Origin of the sequence: Vibrio cholerae, from assembly GCF_008369605.1 — a bacterium.
GTDB classification, from domain to species: domain Bacteria; phylum Pseudomonadota; class Gammaproteobacteria; order Enterobacterales; family Vibrionaceae; genus Vibrio; species Vibrio cholerae.
In genome coordinates, this window is sequence record NZ_CP043556.1 from 1,044,594 (window position 1) to 1,058,457 (window position 13,864).

At 43.1% G+C, this 13,864-nt stretch carries 24 protein-coding genes and 2 pseudogenes; 22 read left to right on the top strand and 4 right to left on the bottom strand.

The features are described 5' to 3' along the window. Positions 1-102 precede the first annotated feature (102 nt). From F0316_RS19265 to F0316_RS19305, 8 genes and pseudogenes are all read left to right on the top strand, one after another. A complete protein-coding gene (locus F0316_RS19265; RefSeq protein WP_088132376.1) occupies positions 103-285 on the top strand; it encodes a DUF645 family protein in 183 nt (60 codons plus the stop codon). Between the two features lie 201 nt (positions 286-486). Continuing rightward, a pseudogene (locus tag F0316_RS20240) lies at positions 487-1,005 on the top strand (GNAT family N-acetyltransferase). A 294-nt stretch (positions 1,006-1,299) separates the two neighbouring features. Beyond that, positions 1,300-1,482 (top strand): DUF645 family protein, encoded by a 183-nt coding sequence (locus F0316_RS19275; protein ID WP_000947517.1) that lies wholly within the window; start codon positions 1,300-1,302, stop codon positions 1,480-1,482. 201 nt (positions 1,483-1,683) lie between these two features. Further along, positions 1,684-2,172, top strand: coding sequence for a hypothetical protein (locus F0316_RS19285; RefSeq protein WP_000424240.1), 489 nt, complete (start codon positions 1,684-1,686; stop codon positions 2,170-2,172). 199 nt (positions 2,173-2,371) lie between these two features. After that, positions 2,372-2,653: a type II toxin-antitoxin system Phd/YefM family antitoxin gene (locus F0316_RS19290; protein WP_000086649.1), complete on the top strand. Its 282-nt coding sequence runs from the start codon at positions 2,372-2,374 to the stop codon at positions 2,651-2,653. Then, positions 2,650-2,937 carry a type II toxin-antitoxin system RelE/ParE family toxin gene (locus F0316_RS19295; protein WP_000869995.1) on the top strand — a complete coding sequence of 96 codons (288 nt, stop codon included), beginning with the start codon at positions 2,650-2,652 and terminating at the stop codon, positions 2,935-2,937. The genes F0316_RS19290 and F0316_RS19295 overlap by 4 nt, the downstream gene beginning before the upstream one ends. A gap of 149 nt (positions 2,938-3,086) precedes the next feature. Continuing rightward, positions 3,087-3,665, top strand: coding sequence for a DJ-1/PfpI family protein (locus F0316_RS19300; protein ID WP_172626090.1), 579 nt, complete (start codon positions 3,087-3,089; stop codon positions 3,663-3,665). Between the two features lie 201 nt (positions 3,666-3,866). Further along, complete coding sequence (locus F0316_RS19305) at positions 3,867-4,127, top strand: TIGR03643 family protein (protein ID WP_033930540.1); 261 nt, start codon at positions 3,867-3,869, stop codon at positions 4,125-4,127. A gap of 117 nt (positions 4,128-4,244) precedes the next feature. Here the strand turns inward: F0316_RS19305 and F0316_RS19315 are convergent, their stop codons facing one another. Both F0316_RS19315 and F0316_RS19320 read right to left on the bottom strand, forming a co-directional pair. Next, positions 4,245-4,562, bottom strand: a complete 318-nt coding sequence (locus F0316_RS19315; protein ID WP_000077449.1) for a CcdB family protein — start codon at positions 4,560-4,562, stop codon at positions 4,245-4,247. Then, the gene (locus tag F0316_RS19320; RefSeq protein ID WP_001260801.1) at positions 4,562-4,807 is read right to left on the bottom strand and encodes a type II toxin-antitoxin system CcdA family antitoxin; all 246 of its coding nucleotides are present in this window, start codon (positions 4,805-4,807) and stop codon (positions 4,562-4,564) included. The genes F0316_RS19315 and F0316_RS19320 overlap by 1 nt, the downstream gene beginning before the upstream one ends. Positions 4,808-5,026: 219 nt before the next feature. Here F0316_RS19320 and F0316_RS19325 point away from each other — a divergent pair, with 219 nt between their 5' ends. The 7 genes from F0316_RS19325 (at position 5,027) to F0316_RS19360 (ending at position 8,391) form a co-directional block, all read left to right on the top strand. Beyond that, positions 5,027-5,440 carry a GNAT family N-acetyltransferase gene (locus tag F0316_RS19325; protein WP_149560848.1) on the top strand — a complete coding sequence of 138 codons (414 nt, stop codon included), beginning with the start codon at positions 5,027-5,029 and terminating at the stop codon, positions 5,438-5,440. Positions 5,441-5,619: 179 nt separating this feature from the next. Continuing rightward, the gene (locus F0316_RS19330) at positions 5,620-6,045 is read left to right on the top strand and encodes an N-acetyltransferase (RefSeq protein ID WP_000620001.1); all 426 of its coding nucleotides are present in this window, start codon (positions 5,620-5,622) and stop codon (positions 6,043-6,045) included. Between the two features lie 321 nt (positions 6,046-6,366). Next, positions 6,367-6,519 carry a DUF645 family protein gene (locus tag F0316_RS19340; protein ID WP_080285828.1) on the top strand — a complete coding sequence of 51 codons (153 nt, stop codon included), beginning with the start codon at positions 6,367-6,369 and terminating at the stop codon, positions 6,517-6,519. 251 nt (positions 6,520-6,770) lie between these two features. Continuing rightward, complete coding sequence (locus F0316_RS19345) at positions 6,771-7,028, top strand: type II toxin-antitoxin system Phd/YefM family antitoxin (RefSeq protein WP_000861987.1); 258 nt, start codon at positions 6,771-6,773, stop codon at positions 7,026-7,028. After that, entirely contained in the window at positions 7,016-7,318 is a 303-nt protein-coding gene (locus F0316_RS19350; protein ID WP_000807826.1) for a type II toxin-antitoxin system RelE/ParE family toxin, read from the top strand. The genes F0316_RS19345 and F0316_RS19350 overlap by 13 nt, the downstream gene beginning before the upstream one ends. A 166-nt stretch (positions 7,319-7,484) precedes the next feature. After that, positions 7,485-7,952, top strand: coding sequence for a hypothetical protein (locus tag F0316_RS19355; RefSeq protein WP_065818801.1), 468 nt, complete (start codon positions 7,485-7,487; stop codon positions 7,950-7,952). Between the two features lie 142 nt (positions 7,953-8,094). Beyond that, a complete protein-coding gene (locus tag F0316_RS19360; protein WP_148520498.1) occupies positions 8,095-8,391 on the top strand; it encodes a Dabb family protein in 297 nt (98 codons plus the stop codon). Positions 8,392-8,535: 144 nt separating this feature from the next. Here the strand turns inward: F0316_RS19360 and F0316_RS19365 are convergent, their stop codons facing one another. Next, complete coding sequence (locus F0316_RS19365; RefSeq protein ID WP_000221352.1) at positions 8,536-8,826, bottom strand: type II toxin-antitoxin system RelE family toxin; 291 nt, start codon at positions 8,824-8,826, stop codon at positions 8,536-8,538. Further along, complete coding sequence (locus F0316_RS19370; RefSeq protein WP_000213183.1) at positions 8,816-9,064, bottom strand: type II toxin-antitoxin system Phd/YefM family antitoxin; 249 nt, start codon at positions 9,062-9,064, stop codon at positions 8,816-8,818. Before F0316_RS19370 ends, F0316_RS19365 begins: the two co-directional genes overlap by 11 nt. Before the next feature lie 194 nt (positions 9,065-9,258). On the opposite strand from F0316_RS19370, the gene F0316_RS19375 reads away from it, so the two are divergent. The 7 genes and pseudogenes from F0316_RS19375 (at position 9,259) to F0316_RS20265 (ending at position 13,600) form a co-directional block, all read left to right on the top strand. Beyond that, on the top strand, positions 9,259-9,858 hold the full coding sequence (locus F0316_RS19375; protein WP_001891245.1) for a glutathione S-transferase family protein: 600 nt from the start codon (positions 9,259-9,261) through the stop codon (positions 9,856-9,858). Positions 9,859-9,995: 137 nt separating this feature from the next. Continuing rightward, positions 9,996-10,388: pseudogene (locus F0316_RS19380) on the top strand (nuclear transport factor 2 family protein). Positions 10,389-10,572: 184 nt separating this feature from the next. Then, on the top strand, positions 10,573-10,986 hold the full coding sequence (locus F0316_RS19390) for a VOC family protein (protein WP_148523205.1): 414 nt from the start codon (positions 10,573-10,575) through the stop codon (positions 10,984-10,986). Between the two features lie 148 nt (positions 10,987-11,134). After that, the gene (locus tag F0316_RS19400; protein ID WP_001085000.1) at positions 11,135-11,527 is read left to right on the top strand and encodes a nuclear transport factor 2 family protein; all 393 of its coding nucleotides are present in this window, start codon (positions 11,135-11,137) and stop codon (positions 11,525-11,527) included. A gap of 135 nt (positions 11,528-11,662) precedes the next feature. Further along, on the top strand, positions 11,663-12,199 hold the full coding sequence (locus F0316_RS19405; protein ID WP_019829641.1) for a nucleotidyltransferase family protein: 537 nt from the start codon (positions 11,663-11,665) through the stop codon (positions 12,197-12,199). A 140-nt stretch (positions 12,200-12,339) separates the two neighbouring features. Further along, positions 12,340-13,128 (top strand): DUF2971 domain-containing protein, encoded by a 789-nt coding sequence (locus F0316_RS19410; RefSeq protein WP_142578780.1) that lies wholly within the window; start codon positions 12,340-12,342, stop codon positions 13,126-13,128. 148 nt (positions 13,129-13,276) lie between these two features. Beyond that, positions 13,277-13,600, top strand: a complete 324-nt coding sequence (locus tag F0316_RS20265) for a phage holin family protein (RefSeq protein WP_233447432.1) — start codon at positions 13,277-13,279, stop codon at positions 13,598-13,600. Positions 13,601-13,864: the final 264 nt, after the last annotated feature.

Here is a 13,864-nt window from a genome sequence, read left to right on the forward strand (position 1 = left end):
CACTATTTGGCTTTTGAGTTTTGCCTGATGCTGATTTGGTAGAAAGAGTTGAAATTTCAGCTAGTTCAAAGTCGCTGAAAACCAACAAACTTCGAAGCTTCAATGTTGTCGGATATTCAACACGGCAAATTTGGTTTCACAAAAGGCTGCATCATCGCTGTGATCTGGTTTTTTTTGTCGCGGACTCTTAAACGTGGCCAACTTAACCTTGACCGTTTTGAGTTTTGGCAGCTAACTTCACAGCTTTTGGTGTTGGACGTGTGTTTGTTCGATGCATTTGCGTAAAATGGTCTTCAAATAAATGTGTTAAAAAAGTCATTGTTAAACAATTGGCTACGAAACTAACAAACGCCTCAAGAGGGACTGTCAACGCGCGGCGTTTCCAGTCCCATTGATCCGCGGTGGTTACAGTTGTTGTGTTTGGGTTTAGTGGTATGCGTTGCCAGCCCCTTAGGCGGGCGTTATGTGACAGGGAAGTTTAGTGGAATGAAAATACTCTCAGATCGTTTAATGATGTCTCCAATTTCAGCAGATGATTGGACATTGTTTTATGAGCTCCATACTGATCCTGCGGTGATTTCACTTTGCTTTGACCAGCCGACTATGTTGGAAATCGAGTCTAAATTTCAGTCTCGACTTGAACATTGGACTCCAGATTCCGAACACTAGTTATGTTTGGTCATTTCTGAATTAAAAACAGGTCATAGAGTCGGCATTACGGGCTTTTGTCTGCGAAACGGTGTGGCCGAAGTTGGTTTCATGCTTCTGCCTAGTTTTCACGGCAACGGCTATGGTACTGAGTCGTTGCAAACAGTCATTGATTATTCGACAAAACATTTCGGTCTCGAAGGTTTTATGGCTGTCGTGACTGAAGGTAATGTTGGCTCTGAAAAAGTATTAGCCAAAAGTGGATTCACCTTACACAGAATTGTTCCTGATGCTTATGAAATCGGCGGTCAAATGTATGCGGATCACGTCTACATCATGGGAAGAATTGTCACATAACAAACGCCTCAAGAGGGACTGTCAACGCGCGGCGTTTCCAGTCCCATTGAGCCGCGGTGGTTGCAGTTGTTGTGTTTGAGTTTAGTGGTATGCGTTGCCAGCCCCTTAGGCGAGCGTTAGTTTCTATCTAGAAAAAATCATCCAAAGCTCAGATTAAATGCCCTAAAAAATCAGCTTTAAGCGTTCAAGTCGCACAATTTGGCTTTTGAGTTTTGCCTGATGCTGATTTGGTAGAAAGTGTTGAAATTTCAGCTATTTCAAAGTCGCTGAAAACCCACAAGTCTTGAAGCTTCAATGTTGTCGGATATTCAACACGGCAAATTTGGTTTCACAAAAGGCAGCATCATCGCTGTGATCCTGCTTTCTTTGTTGCGGACTCTTAACCGTGGCCAACTTAACCTTGATCGTTTTGAGTTTTGGCAGCTCACTTCACAGCTTTTGGCGTTGGACGTGTGCATGTTCGATGCATTTGCGTAAAATATTTTTCAAGTAAAGGTGTTAAAAGTCATTGTTAAACAATGGGCTACGAAACTAACAAACGCCTCAAGAGGGACTGTCAACGCGTGGCGTTTCCAGTCCCAATGAGCCGCGGTGGTTGCAGTTGTTGTGGTTGAGTTTAGTGGTAATGCGTTGCCAGCCCCTTAGGCGAGCGTTAGGGCTTAATGGAGAAAGGAAACAATGGAGCTTGTTTTTGGCTACGCACTGGGATTTTTGGTGTTGATGCCGTTACTGACGCTCATGCATGAGCTTGGTCATGCGATACCTCAGTTGTGTATGAAAAAGAAAGTTGTCATTGATTTGGGGGGTTCTAGTCCAATCCCGATAATAAAAGTGAGCCGCTTGTTTATCAGAATTGCGCCATTTTCTACTTTTCATGGCTTTTGTAGCATAAGTTCAAGGCTGTTGAGAGTCGGTTTGGTGGTCACGTTGCTTGGTGGTCCACTAGTAACATTACTTTTGGCTATGTTATTAAATGAGTTAAGAATGGTTGACGCGGGTCAATGGTTCACTTTTTTAGCAAGCTTTGGTTTTTACTTCACGGTGTTTCAATTAGTTTTTACTTTAGCACCAATAAAATATCCAAGTTTTTTCGGTGGTTATAGTGGCACAAAAAGTGATGGGTTAAGAATATTAGAAGCCCTAAGGTGTAATGAAAGTACGCCCTAACAAACGCCTCAAGAGGGACTGTCAACGCGTGGCGTTTCCAGTCCCATTGAGCCGCGGTGGTTACAGTTGGTGTGTTTAAGTTTAGTGTTATACGTTGTCAGCCCCTTAGGCGGGCGTTATAACACAGAATCAATTCCTTGCTCGTAAATCTCAATTGAACTACTATTTGTACATTAAATTGTACTAAATGGAGTTCATTATGAGCCGTATTCACCTTGATCAAGATATTCAGCCTTTGTCTGAGTTCCGTGCTGGCGTTGCATCATTTATCAAACAGATCAATGAGACTCGTCGACCATTGGTTATTACACAACGAGGTAAAGGTGTAGCCGTTGTTCTTGACGTTGCGGAGTATGAAGCAATGCAAGAGAAAATCGAATTACTCGAAGAAATGCGTACTGCAGAAGCTCAATTGGCTGCAGGTTTAGGTATATCAAACGAAGATGCTCGTTCACAAGTTCTGGGGCGCATCATCAAATGAAAGTAGTTTGGTCACCTCTAGCGTTACAAAAACTGGGTGATGCCGCAGAGTTTATTGCTTTAGATAACCCATCAGCTGCAGAAAAGTGGGTGAATGAAGTATTCGACAAAACGGAATTGCTCGGCTCAATGCCAGAAATGGGCCGCATGGTTCCTGAAATGCCTCATACGAACTACCGTGAAATCATTTTTGGTCATTACCGCATTATTTATAGTTTTAGCCACGAAATCCGCGTTCTAACAGTTCGTAACTGTCGTCAATTGCTCACGGAACATGATGTGTGAAACTGTGTTATAACAAACGCCTCAAGAGGGACTGTCAACGCGTGGCGTCTCCAGTCCCTATGAGCCGCGGTGGTTATGGCTGTTGTGTTTAAGTTTAGTGTTATACGTTGCCAGCCCCTTAGGCGGGCGTTATGTGCATGGAGGCACCAATGAACATTGGTATCTATATTTACGATGAGGCCGAAGTTCTCGACTTTTCAGGACCTTTCGAAGTTTTCAGTACAGCTAAACGATTAGGTGCAGAAAACTGGAATGTATTTTTAGTCTCAGAAACCTTGGAGCCAGTGAAAGCCAGAGGTGGTTTTACTGTTTTACCCGACTATTCGTTTCAGCATCACCCTCAAATTGACCTATTAATCGTTGTTGGCGGTGTCCATATGAACGAAATGAATAAGTCCAATGTGCTTCATTGGGTTGCATCAGTGGATAAGCACGCTAAACATATTGCATCAGTTTGTACCGGAGCATTCATATTAGCTAATGCCGGTTTGCTGAAAGGACTTGCTGTTACGACTCACAGGGAGGATATTCCTGAGCTGAAACAACGGTTTCCTGACTTAGTCATTGTGGAAGACAAACGTTGGGTAACAACAAGCAAGTACACAACGTCGGGTGGTATATCTGCGGGCATTGATATGAGTTTGTTCTTGGTATCAAAATTTCATAGTCAAAGCCATGCTGACTTGGTTGCTCATCAAATGGAGTACAACTGGCAAAAATGCACATAACAAACGCCTCAAGAGGGACTGTCAACGCGTAGCGTTTCCAGTCCCATTGAGCCGTGGTGGTTACTGTCGTTGTGTTTGAGTTTGGTGGTAATGCGTTGCCAGCCCCTTAGGCGGGCGTTAGGTGTTCATTAGATATCTGAACCAAACGTCATGCTTGAACGTAAAACTGGTCATTCCGAAATTTGGCTATTTAATGTGGACATGAACCAAGAAGTTGAGTCAAGAATTATAGAAATGGCATGGGAAGATCGTACTCCATTCGAGGCGATAGAGTTTCAATTTGGTTTAAATGAGTCTGATGTTATTAGGTTTATGCGCAGCCGACTTAACTCAAGCAGTTTCAAACTATGGCGTAAACGCGTTTCAGGACGTAGTACCAAACATGTCAAGTTACGTGGTGTAGATGTATCTAGAGGTTATTGTAAAACGCAGTATAAGCATAGACAGCCTCTCCACACCTAACAAACGCCTCAAGAGGGACTGTCAACGCGTGGCGTTTCCAGTCCCATTGAGCCGCGGTGGTTGTAGTTGTTGTGTTTGAGTTTGTTGGTAATGCGTTGCCAGCCCCTTAGGCGGGCGTTATATGCCAGTAATCAAAAAGTCGATAGCAGCGATAATCTCATCTCTGAAAGTGCTTAAGTCTGCGACGGGCTCAACTAAGATTTTGGTTGGTACGCTTGCCATTTGTTGAGTAAGAATGACAAAGTCACCTTGTTCAATATGGATCGTTGGACACAAATGGCTTGGTGCTTTCTTTTCTAGTAAATCAAGTGGTGTAAGTGGTATCACCAATCGAGTATTTAGCGTATTGAGCAGCTCACTTTGTACGTCAACAAAATAGGGATAAGCGGTAGACGTACTTTTGTCGAGATTTTCGTAAAGGGTAAATTGAGACATCAGAATACTCGGTATGAATCAGAAAAAAGGCCATGTTTCTCAGTAAGTTCGTTACAAGCTTCAATGGCTTCGGCATTTTGTTCTAACCATTCAGCTTTTAATCTAGAGGAAACTTCTTTTTCTAAGGCTTTTTCCATCGTAGCGGATAGATTGATATTAAGGCGTTTAGCTTCAGCAAGTAACTCACTGTTTAAGCTAAGATTGGTAGCCTTTTTGGGTGCTTGTGTACTAAACGTGGTTCTCATGAAGTCACTCCGTGCGTATTTTAAATGCGCATTGATTATAGTGGTAAAAATGGCATATAACAAACGCCTCAAGAGGGACTGTCAACGCGTGGCGTTTCCAGTCTCATTGAGCCGCGGTGGTTGCAGTTGTTGTGTTTGGGTTTAGTGGTAATGCGTTGTCAGCCCCTTAGGTGGGCGTTATAAGCAAGTTGAAGTTTGGGCTTTAAAGGAAAGTGAAAAATGGAAGTTGAATATTTTGTAAATCGCCCAATTACGCCAGAGCCGTTTGTGGAACTCCTCAATCAGACAACGCTTGGAGCTAGACGTCCAACCGATAATTACGAATGTATCAGTGGGATGTTGGCAAATACGGATTTGCTTGTTTCAGCTTGGATTGGTGAGCGGCTTGTCGGTATTGCTCGCTCGGTGACAGATTTTCATTACTGCTGCTACTTATCGGATTTGGCTGTCTCGGAGCAGGTCCAATCGAAAGGTATTGGTAAAGAATTGATCCGACAGACTTTCGTTAGTCTGAAAAAAGGTTGTAAGTTGATTTTGTTAGCAGCACCACAAGCAACTGAATACTATCCAAAAATTGGTTTTAAGCAGCATAACAGCGCATGGCTAATGTCAGATTTAGAAGAGCTTCTGTAACGTTGGTATCTTGCTTATAACAAACGCCTCAAGAGGGACTGTCAACGCGTGGCGTTTCCAGTCCCATTGAGCCGCGGTGGTTGCAGTTGTTGTGTTTAGGTTTGGTTGTTATGCGTTGCCAGCCCCTTAGGCGGGCGTTATGTTGCCCCCTAATAAATTTGATTGTCTAGAGTCCGAAAATGATAAGAAAGTACAACGAAAATGACTTGGATTCAGTTCTTGAAATCTGGCTGAATGCGTCAGTTAAAGCTCACGATTTTATCTCGGCTGAGTTTTGGGAATCTCAAGTCGAGAACATGCGTAATATTTATATCCCGGCTTCAGAGGTCTACGTTTACGAAATGGACTCGAAAGTTGTTGGATTTTACGCTCTATATGAAAGTCGTTTAGCTGCCATATTTGTAGCTCCCGAGCTGCAAGGTAAAGGCATTGGTAAGCAATTGCTGAATCACGCAAAAAGTCAGAGAACGATTCTGACGCTATCGGTATACAAAGAAAATCAGGCTAGTTATCAGTTCTACTTGTCCCAAGGTTTTAACGTGGTCAGTGAGCAATTAGATGAACATACAGGGTATCCAGAGTACACAATGAGTACGGGCACATAACAAACGCCTCAAGAGGGACTGTCAACGCGTTGCGTTTACAGTCCCAATGAGCCGCGGTGGTTACGGTTGTTGCGTTTGAGTTTAGTTTTATGCGTTGCCAGCCCCTTAGGCGGGCGTTAGTTTCTCTCAGGAAAAGTCATCAAAAATTCAAACGTAAGACTCTGAAAAATAATCCTTTAGTTTTCAATCCGCACAATTAGACTTTTGCGTTTTTCTTGATGCTGATTTGGTAGAACGTGTTGAAAGTTCAGCAGTCTCAAAGTTGCTGAAAACTAGCAAGCCTCGATGCTTCAACATTGTTGGATGCTCAACACTGGAAGTTTGGTTTCACAAAAGCGGCATCATTGCTGTGAGCGTGCTTTCTTTGTCGTTGATTCGGTAAGTGGCCAACTTAACCTTGATCGTTTTGAGTTTTGGCTGCCAACTTCACAGCTTTTGGCGTTGGACGTGTGTTTGTTTGATGCATTTGCGTAAAATCACTTTCAAGCAAATGTGTTTAAAAATTTATTGCTAAACAATGGGCTACGAAACTAACAAACGCCTCAAGAGGGACTGTCAACGCGTGGCGTTTCCAGTCCCAATGAGCCGCGGTGGTTGCAGTTGTTGTGTTTGAGTTTTGTGGTAATGCGTTGTCAGCCCCTTAGGCGGGCGTTAGCCGTTTGAAAACTTGCTATGCTCAGAGTGATAGAATAGTATCACTTCAGTGTTTCTTTGGAGCAGCTCAAATGAAAGTAGAACTTGTGACGTCACTAAAACGTCAGGCCACTAAGATCCTTGCCGATCTTCATGATACGAAAGAGCCAGTATTGATAACTGAGCACGGAAAACCGTCAGCTTACCTTATTGATGTAGACGACTATGAATTTATGCAAAATCGTTTAGCGATCCTGGAAGGTATTGCTCGTGGAGAGCGAGCTCTAGCGGATGGCAAAGTGGTCAGCCATCAAGATGCTAAGGACAGAATGTCAAAATGGCTGAAATAATTTGGACGGAGCCGGCTCTATCCGACCTGAATGATATTGCTGAATACATCGCGCTTGAAAATGTCGTGGCTGCTAAACAACTCGTGCAAACCGTTTTTACAAAAGTTGAACGTTTGGCCGATTTTCCAGAGTCTGGGCGCGTCCCTTTAGAACTAGAACACCTCAATTATCGTGAAGTCGTTGTAAATCCGTGTCGTGTTTTCTATAAGTATGATGATGCAAAGGTTCGTATTCTTTTTGTTATGCGTGCGGAGCGAGATTTGCGTCGGTTAATGCTTACGAAACAGTAGGTTTGGAAAAAAACGGCTAACAAACGCCTCAAGAGGGACTGTCAACGCGCGGCGTTTCCAGTCCCAATGAGCCGCGGTGGTTTCGGTTGTTGTGTTTGAGTTTAGTGTTATGCGTTGTCAGCCCCTTAGGCGGGCGTTAGCCCAATTCAGTGATTCGGAGGATGAAATGGAACTAAAAACCACTCATGTAGGTAAGGTCCTGACAATAGAGCGATATTTATCAATACCGGAGGTTGGTCCTGAAAGCATAGTTTGTTGCGCGAAAGCTTATGACACGGCTAAATCTCTTGGGTTGAGCATTGAGGGACCTTGGCACTTTATTTCTTTCGGCATTCCTAGGGACACAAAAACTCAGTTCCAAGTTAAATTTTGTCTACCCGTATCAGGAACCAGTAACGAGTTACAGAGCCAAGATATAAAGTTTGAGTTTTTAGGTCCTTTTTATTGCGCAAGTAGAAACTTTCAGGGCAACTTGAATCAATTATTCGAGCTGGGTTATAAGCCACTGGTCGAGGAGATAAATAATTTAAACTCCACATACACAGGAGAAAGTCGCGAAGTCTATCATGCTTGGGAGGGGCCGGAATCTGAAAGTAACATCGTTGAAATCCAGTTTGGGCTCTTTAGGGAATAGGGCTAACAAACTGTTCAAGCAGATTCGGCATGCGTGGCATTTCTGGTTTGCGTTGGTTTGAGTGATTACTTAGTGATGCGGAAGCTTTTGTAGTGCATGCCTCACTACTTAACAGGGCGTTAGCAGCTATAGAGGAAGAGAAATGATCCGGCACATATTGCTTATAAAGTTTAAAGCGTCGGCAGAGCCATCCGAAATTGAAAAATTAAAAGGCTTGTTTGTTTCAATGCCGGACAAAGTGGATGGAGTTTTATCTGTTGAGTGGGGAGAAAATGATAGTCCTGAAGGTAAAAATCAAGGCTATTCACATTCGGTTTTAATGACATTTTCAGATGAGAAAGGCAGGCAAAATTACTTGCCTCATCCAGAGCATGAAGTCCTGAAAAAAGTCTTTCGTCCGTTGCTTGAGGATATAGTGGTTTTTGATTACACAATTTAATCTTTGGCACGCAGCTAACAAACGCCTCAAGAGGGACTGTCAACGCGTAGCGTTTCCAGTCCCATTGAGCCGCGGTGGTTTCGGTTGTTGTGTTTGAGTTTAGTGGTGTGCGTTGTCAGCCCCTTAGGCGGGCGTTAAACTGCATCAGTCGTCTAGCCGTTGCAGCGCTTTAGTGTAAACTTCGCTGCGTTCTCGTTTACCGACAGCTAAAACAGTAACTACGATGATGTCATTTTCAACTTGATAGACTAAGCGATAACCAGACTGCCGAAGTTTTATTTTATAAATGTTCTCAGCGCCAGACAGTTTGGCTGATGGAACATGTGGATTTTCAAGGCGTTCTATTAGTTTCTTCTTGAACTGCTGTTGGAGTGGTACGGCTAACTTTTTCCATTCCTTCAAAGCACTCTTTTTGAACTCAAGCTTATAGGTCATCGATATTTACCGATACGCTGTCTTCACTTAAGCGTTCTTTGGCAATAGCCAGTAGCTCAAGATCTTCAAGCTTATCCATCATGATCTCATAGGTGCTTGCAGGGACGCAGTAGAAAGCCGGCTCATTTCGGTTGAGTACAGCAACAGGAGCTCCGAAGGCGCTAGTTGCAACTTTCATTGGGTTTGCTTTAAATTCGGTAATGCTTGCTGCAACATCAGCTAGGATTCTAGTGGTCATTTAATCGGTCCTTTATGTGGTCTTTAATTGGGTCATTATAGTCTTGAAAATGCAGTTTAACAAACGCCTCAAGAGGGACTGTCAACGCGTGGCGTTTCCAGTCCCATTGAACCGAAGTGGTTACGGCTGTTGGTTTAAGCTGTGCGGTAGCGTTGCCAGCCCCTTAAGCGGGCGTTATGTTTTTCGGAGTTAAAATGGACTTGTCACTTTATAGCGCAAAGGGTTCCAACAGCTCAGAAAGGGTTGAATGGATGCTTAATTTCAAAGGTATCCCGTACGAACGAATTGAAGTTAGCTCGGACGACCTTGCTACGACTTATCGTGTGATGAATCCATTTGGCTATGTGCCTTCGTTGTTAGTTGATGGTCTAGTATTTACTGAGTCAATGGCTATTGCCGAATACCTCGAAGAGCGATTTCCAACGAGTCCATTGCTAGGTCAAAGTCTTGAGGAAAAAACAAAAATCCGCTCAGTTTGTGAATACGTGAACTCCAGTATTCATTCACCTCAAAACCGAACTGTGCTTAACTTTTTTAGGCCCGACCTAGATGAAACATCCAAACGGAAAGTTCGGGGAGAGTGGATTATGCTGTGTCTTGATAAGTTAAGTCAGACGATTTGTAATGAATCAGGTTTTATTATTGGTCGGACTTTTAGTCTTGCGGATATTTTTGTAGCGTCAATTTACAAGAAAGCTCTCCAGCATGGTTATGTTGAAAGTGAGTTTTATAATAACCATCTGATCTACATTAGAAAAAATGAAAGAGTAGCCGTTTCAGAACCACAAACATAACAAACGCCTCAAGAGGGACTGTCAACGCGTAGCGTTTCCAGTCCCATTGAGCCGCGGTGGTTTCGGTTGTTGTGTTTGAGTTTAGTGGTATGCGTTGCCTGCCCCTTAGGCGGGCGTTATGTGCTAATGGAGAAAATATGAATTCCAAGGACGTTGTACTGTCATTTTGGAATGCCATGAAAACCAATGACTTTACCGAACAAGTGAGTGGTTAAGCTTGGATTTCGAAGGTTTTTGGCCTCAGTCAGGTGAATTGATTCTTGGCCGAGATAATTTTGTAGCCATTAATGCGTACTATCCTGCAAATGGTGATTGGTTATTCGACATTCACTCTGTTGTATGCGAAGGCGATACAGTTGTAACGGATGTATCGATAACCGATGGTGTGCAAAAAGCTAGAGCTATTACATTCCATACGGTTGAAAATGGGCTAATTACTAAACAAAAAGAGTTTTGGCCTGATGAGATGCCACCTCAAGAATGGCGAAGCTCAGTGGGTTAAAATCGTATCGAATCAACCACGCACATAACAAACGCCTCAAGAGGGACTGTCAACGCGTGGCGTTTTCAGTCCCAATGAACCGCAGTGGTTACGGTTGTTGTGTTTAAGTTTAGTGTTATCGTTGCCAGCCCCTTAGGCGGGCGTTTTATGTGCTTTCTCGAAAAATCTCGAAGTAGTGTAGAATTCAGCTTTTGAAATCTTGAGAAGTCAGCATGTCTAAAGTCGTTCAACAGCAAATCGGCAATATCGCGCTTGTCGTAGAAAACTACGATGATGCTATTGAGTTCTATACAAAAAAGCTGCAGTTCAGTTTGGTTGAAGATACCGATTTGGGTGGTGGTAAACGTTGGGTTCAAGTGTCGCCGCCAAACTCGAATGGAACGAACCTACTTCTTGCTCAAGCAAGTACCGAAGAACAAGCTCAATTTGTAGGTAATCAGACGGGAGGTCGTGTTTTTCTGTTTCTACAAACGAATGACTTCTGGCGAGATTATGAGTTGATGAAAGCCAATGGTGTTGTTTTCAACGAAGAACCACGAGTAGAAGAGTATGGGACAGTTGTTGTGTTCCAAGATCTTTATGGAAACAAATGGGATTTATTGCACTTGAACAAGGCTCATCAATAGCACGCACATAACAAACGCCTCAAGAGGGACTGTCAACGCGCGGCGTTTCCAGTCCCATTGAGCCGCGGTGGTGCCGATTGTTGTGTTTGAGTTTAGTTGTTTGCGTTGCCAGCCCCTTAGGCGGGCGTTATGTGCTAATGGAGAAAATATGAATTCCAAGGACGTTGTATTGTCATTCTGGAATGCCATGAAAACCAATGACTTTGCCAAAGCAAGTGAGTGGTTAAGCTTGGATTTCGAAGGTTTTTGGCCTCAGTCAGGCGAATTGATTCTTGGCCGAGAGAATTTTGTAGCCATTAATGCGCACTATCCTGCAAATGGTCATTGGTTATTCGACATTCACTCTGTTGTATGTGAAGGCGATAGCGTTGTAACGGATGTATCGATAACAGATGGTGTGCAAAAAGCCAGAGCTATTACATTCCATACTGTGGAGAATGGATTAATCATTAAACAAAAAGAGTTTTGGCCTGACGAGATGCCACCTCAAGAATGGCGAGCTCAGTGGGTTGAAATCGTATCGAATCAACCACGCACATAACAAACGCCTCAAGAGGGACTGTCAACGCGTAGCGTTTCCAGTCCCATTGAGCCGCGGCGGTTGCAGTTGGTGTGTTTAAGTTTAGTGGTAATGCGTTGCCAGCCCCTTAGGCGGGCGTTATGGCGCAAGGTGAAAATGAAAGGCATCGTTGATTTAATTAGAAAAGATCCCATTCGACTTGAAGCACTAGAATGTGTCTACCAGCTTGAACTGCCTCAATGCTACATAGGCGCAGGTTTTGTGCGAAATCTTGTCTGGGACTCTTTACATCACAACGTAAAGCTGACGCCATTAAACGACATTGATGTCATTTTCTTCGATGCCGATAGTTTAGATTCAGATTATGAAAAATCACTTGAGCTCAAGTTGTCGGAGCAAATGCCCCAGCTCAATTGGCAAGTGAAAAATCAAGCTAAAATGCACTTACAAAATGGCGACAATCCTTACCAAAGCACATTGGATGCCATGAGCTATTGGCCTGAAAAAGAAACGGCGGTAGCAGTGAGAAAAGTCGAGCACGATCGTTACGAATGTATATCAGCCTTTGGTTTCGAGAGTTTATTTCAAGGTTTCATCACTCATAATCCTAAACGAGCATATGGAATCTTCGAAAATCGAGTAAAGTCAAAGGGTTGGCTGGCTGTGTGGCCTAACTTGAGAATTGCGCCATAACAAACGCCTCAAGAGGGACTGTCAACGCGTGGCGTTTCCAGTCCCAATGAGCCGCGGTGGTTGCAGTTGTTGTGTTTGAGTTTGGTTGTTATGCGTTGCCAGCCCCTTAGGCGGGCGTTAGCTGTTTAAAAGAGGCAAATGTGATTCTTTATAAATACATGTCTTCCGAGGCTGCAAAATCAGTACTCAAAAACAACTCGTTAGGTTTTGCTAAGCCAAATACTTTTAATGATCCTTTTGAATTAGAAGCGGGTTACCCAATAGAAGGTGACAACTCGTTACAATGCATGTTATCAGGAATGGCTAATTGGGCGAAAAGGTTTACTTGGGCAGATACCAGCGGAGTCCTAAGCCTAACACGAAACCCACTAAATCCACTCATGTGGGCTCATTACGCAAATGAACATAAGGGAGTCGTTATAGGAATTAATGTAAAGAAAGCAGGGTTTCTTGACTCTCAGAAATGCCTAATTCCTGCGCAATTTGGAAATGTAATCTATACCAATACTCGACCAATGCATGAGCTGCTCAAGAACTCTGATTGCGAGCCAATACGTGTTGGACATACATTTCACTACCCAAAGGGGAATGAAGACAAGCTACAACGACTATTTTTATATAAACCATCGTGCTGGTCTTATGAAGAAGAGGTTCGAATTGTTAAGTGTTTAAGCGACAGGGATGAAAATGGTGTAAACATTAGTGGCAAGTTCTCCGAAATCGAACTGCCAAATAAAATTCTCTATGGTTACGAAATGCCAGATGGGTCGATTGAGGAGGTGTATTTTGGTTTACGACATGACTTTTCTTCAGCGACTAAGTTCCAAGCGGAAATAAAAGAGTTTTCTAATAAATATCCTGAAGTACTGATGAAAAAGTGTAGTCTGTCTGCTAACTCTTGGGAGATTAAAGCTGAAAACATCGAGTAAAAAACAGCTAACAAACGCCTCAAGAGGGACTGTCAACGCGTGGCGTTTCCAGTCCCAATGAGCCGCGGTGGTTACGGTTGTTGTTTTGAGTTTGGTGGTAATGCGTTGCCAGCTCCTTAGGCGGGCGTTATGTGTACGAAGGAGAACTATGAATCAGCAAGATTTAGCTATTATTTTGGAAAGTATATCTAAGCTACAGCCAAATGAATGGATTCCATTAATCTCGGTACTTAGCGGAACTCTTATTGGTGGATTAGTTACCTTTGTTCCTGCAAAGTATTTTGAAGATCGTCGAAATAAGCAGTTTTCCGAACAAGTGCAGAACTGTGTCATTTCTGAAGTGTCAGCGCTCATTCGTATAATAGAAAGTAGAAAATATGTGGAGTCTATAGAAGAAGCTGTTGAACATTTGCAAAAAATCCATCTGATACATTTACTTTATTTGCAGATATTCCGCCTCATTACACTTTGATTTATAGAGAGCAGTGTAAAAATTTGGGTGTGCTTGATAGGGCAGTAGCAAGAGATATCATTAATTTTTATCAACTAATAGATGCCGTTGTCCAAGATATAAAGCCAGATGGTACATTTTCTACACACCCATCGCTCGAAGCGTATCAAGAAGCATTGAGCATGTTTAAGTTGGCAGTACAAATCGGTAAAGAATTGGAACGGTTATAAAATACACATAACAAACGCCTCAAGCGGGACTGTCAACGCGTGGCGTTTCCAGTCC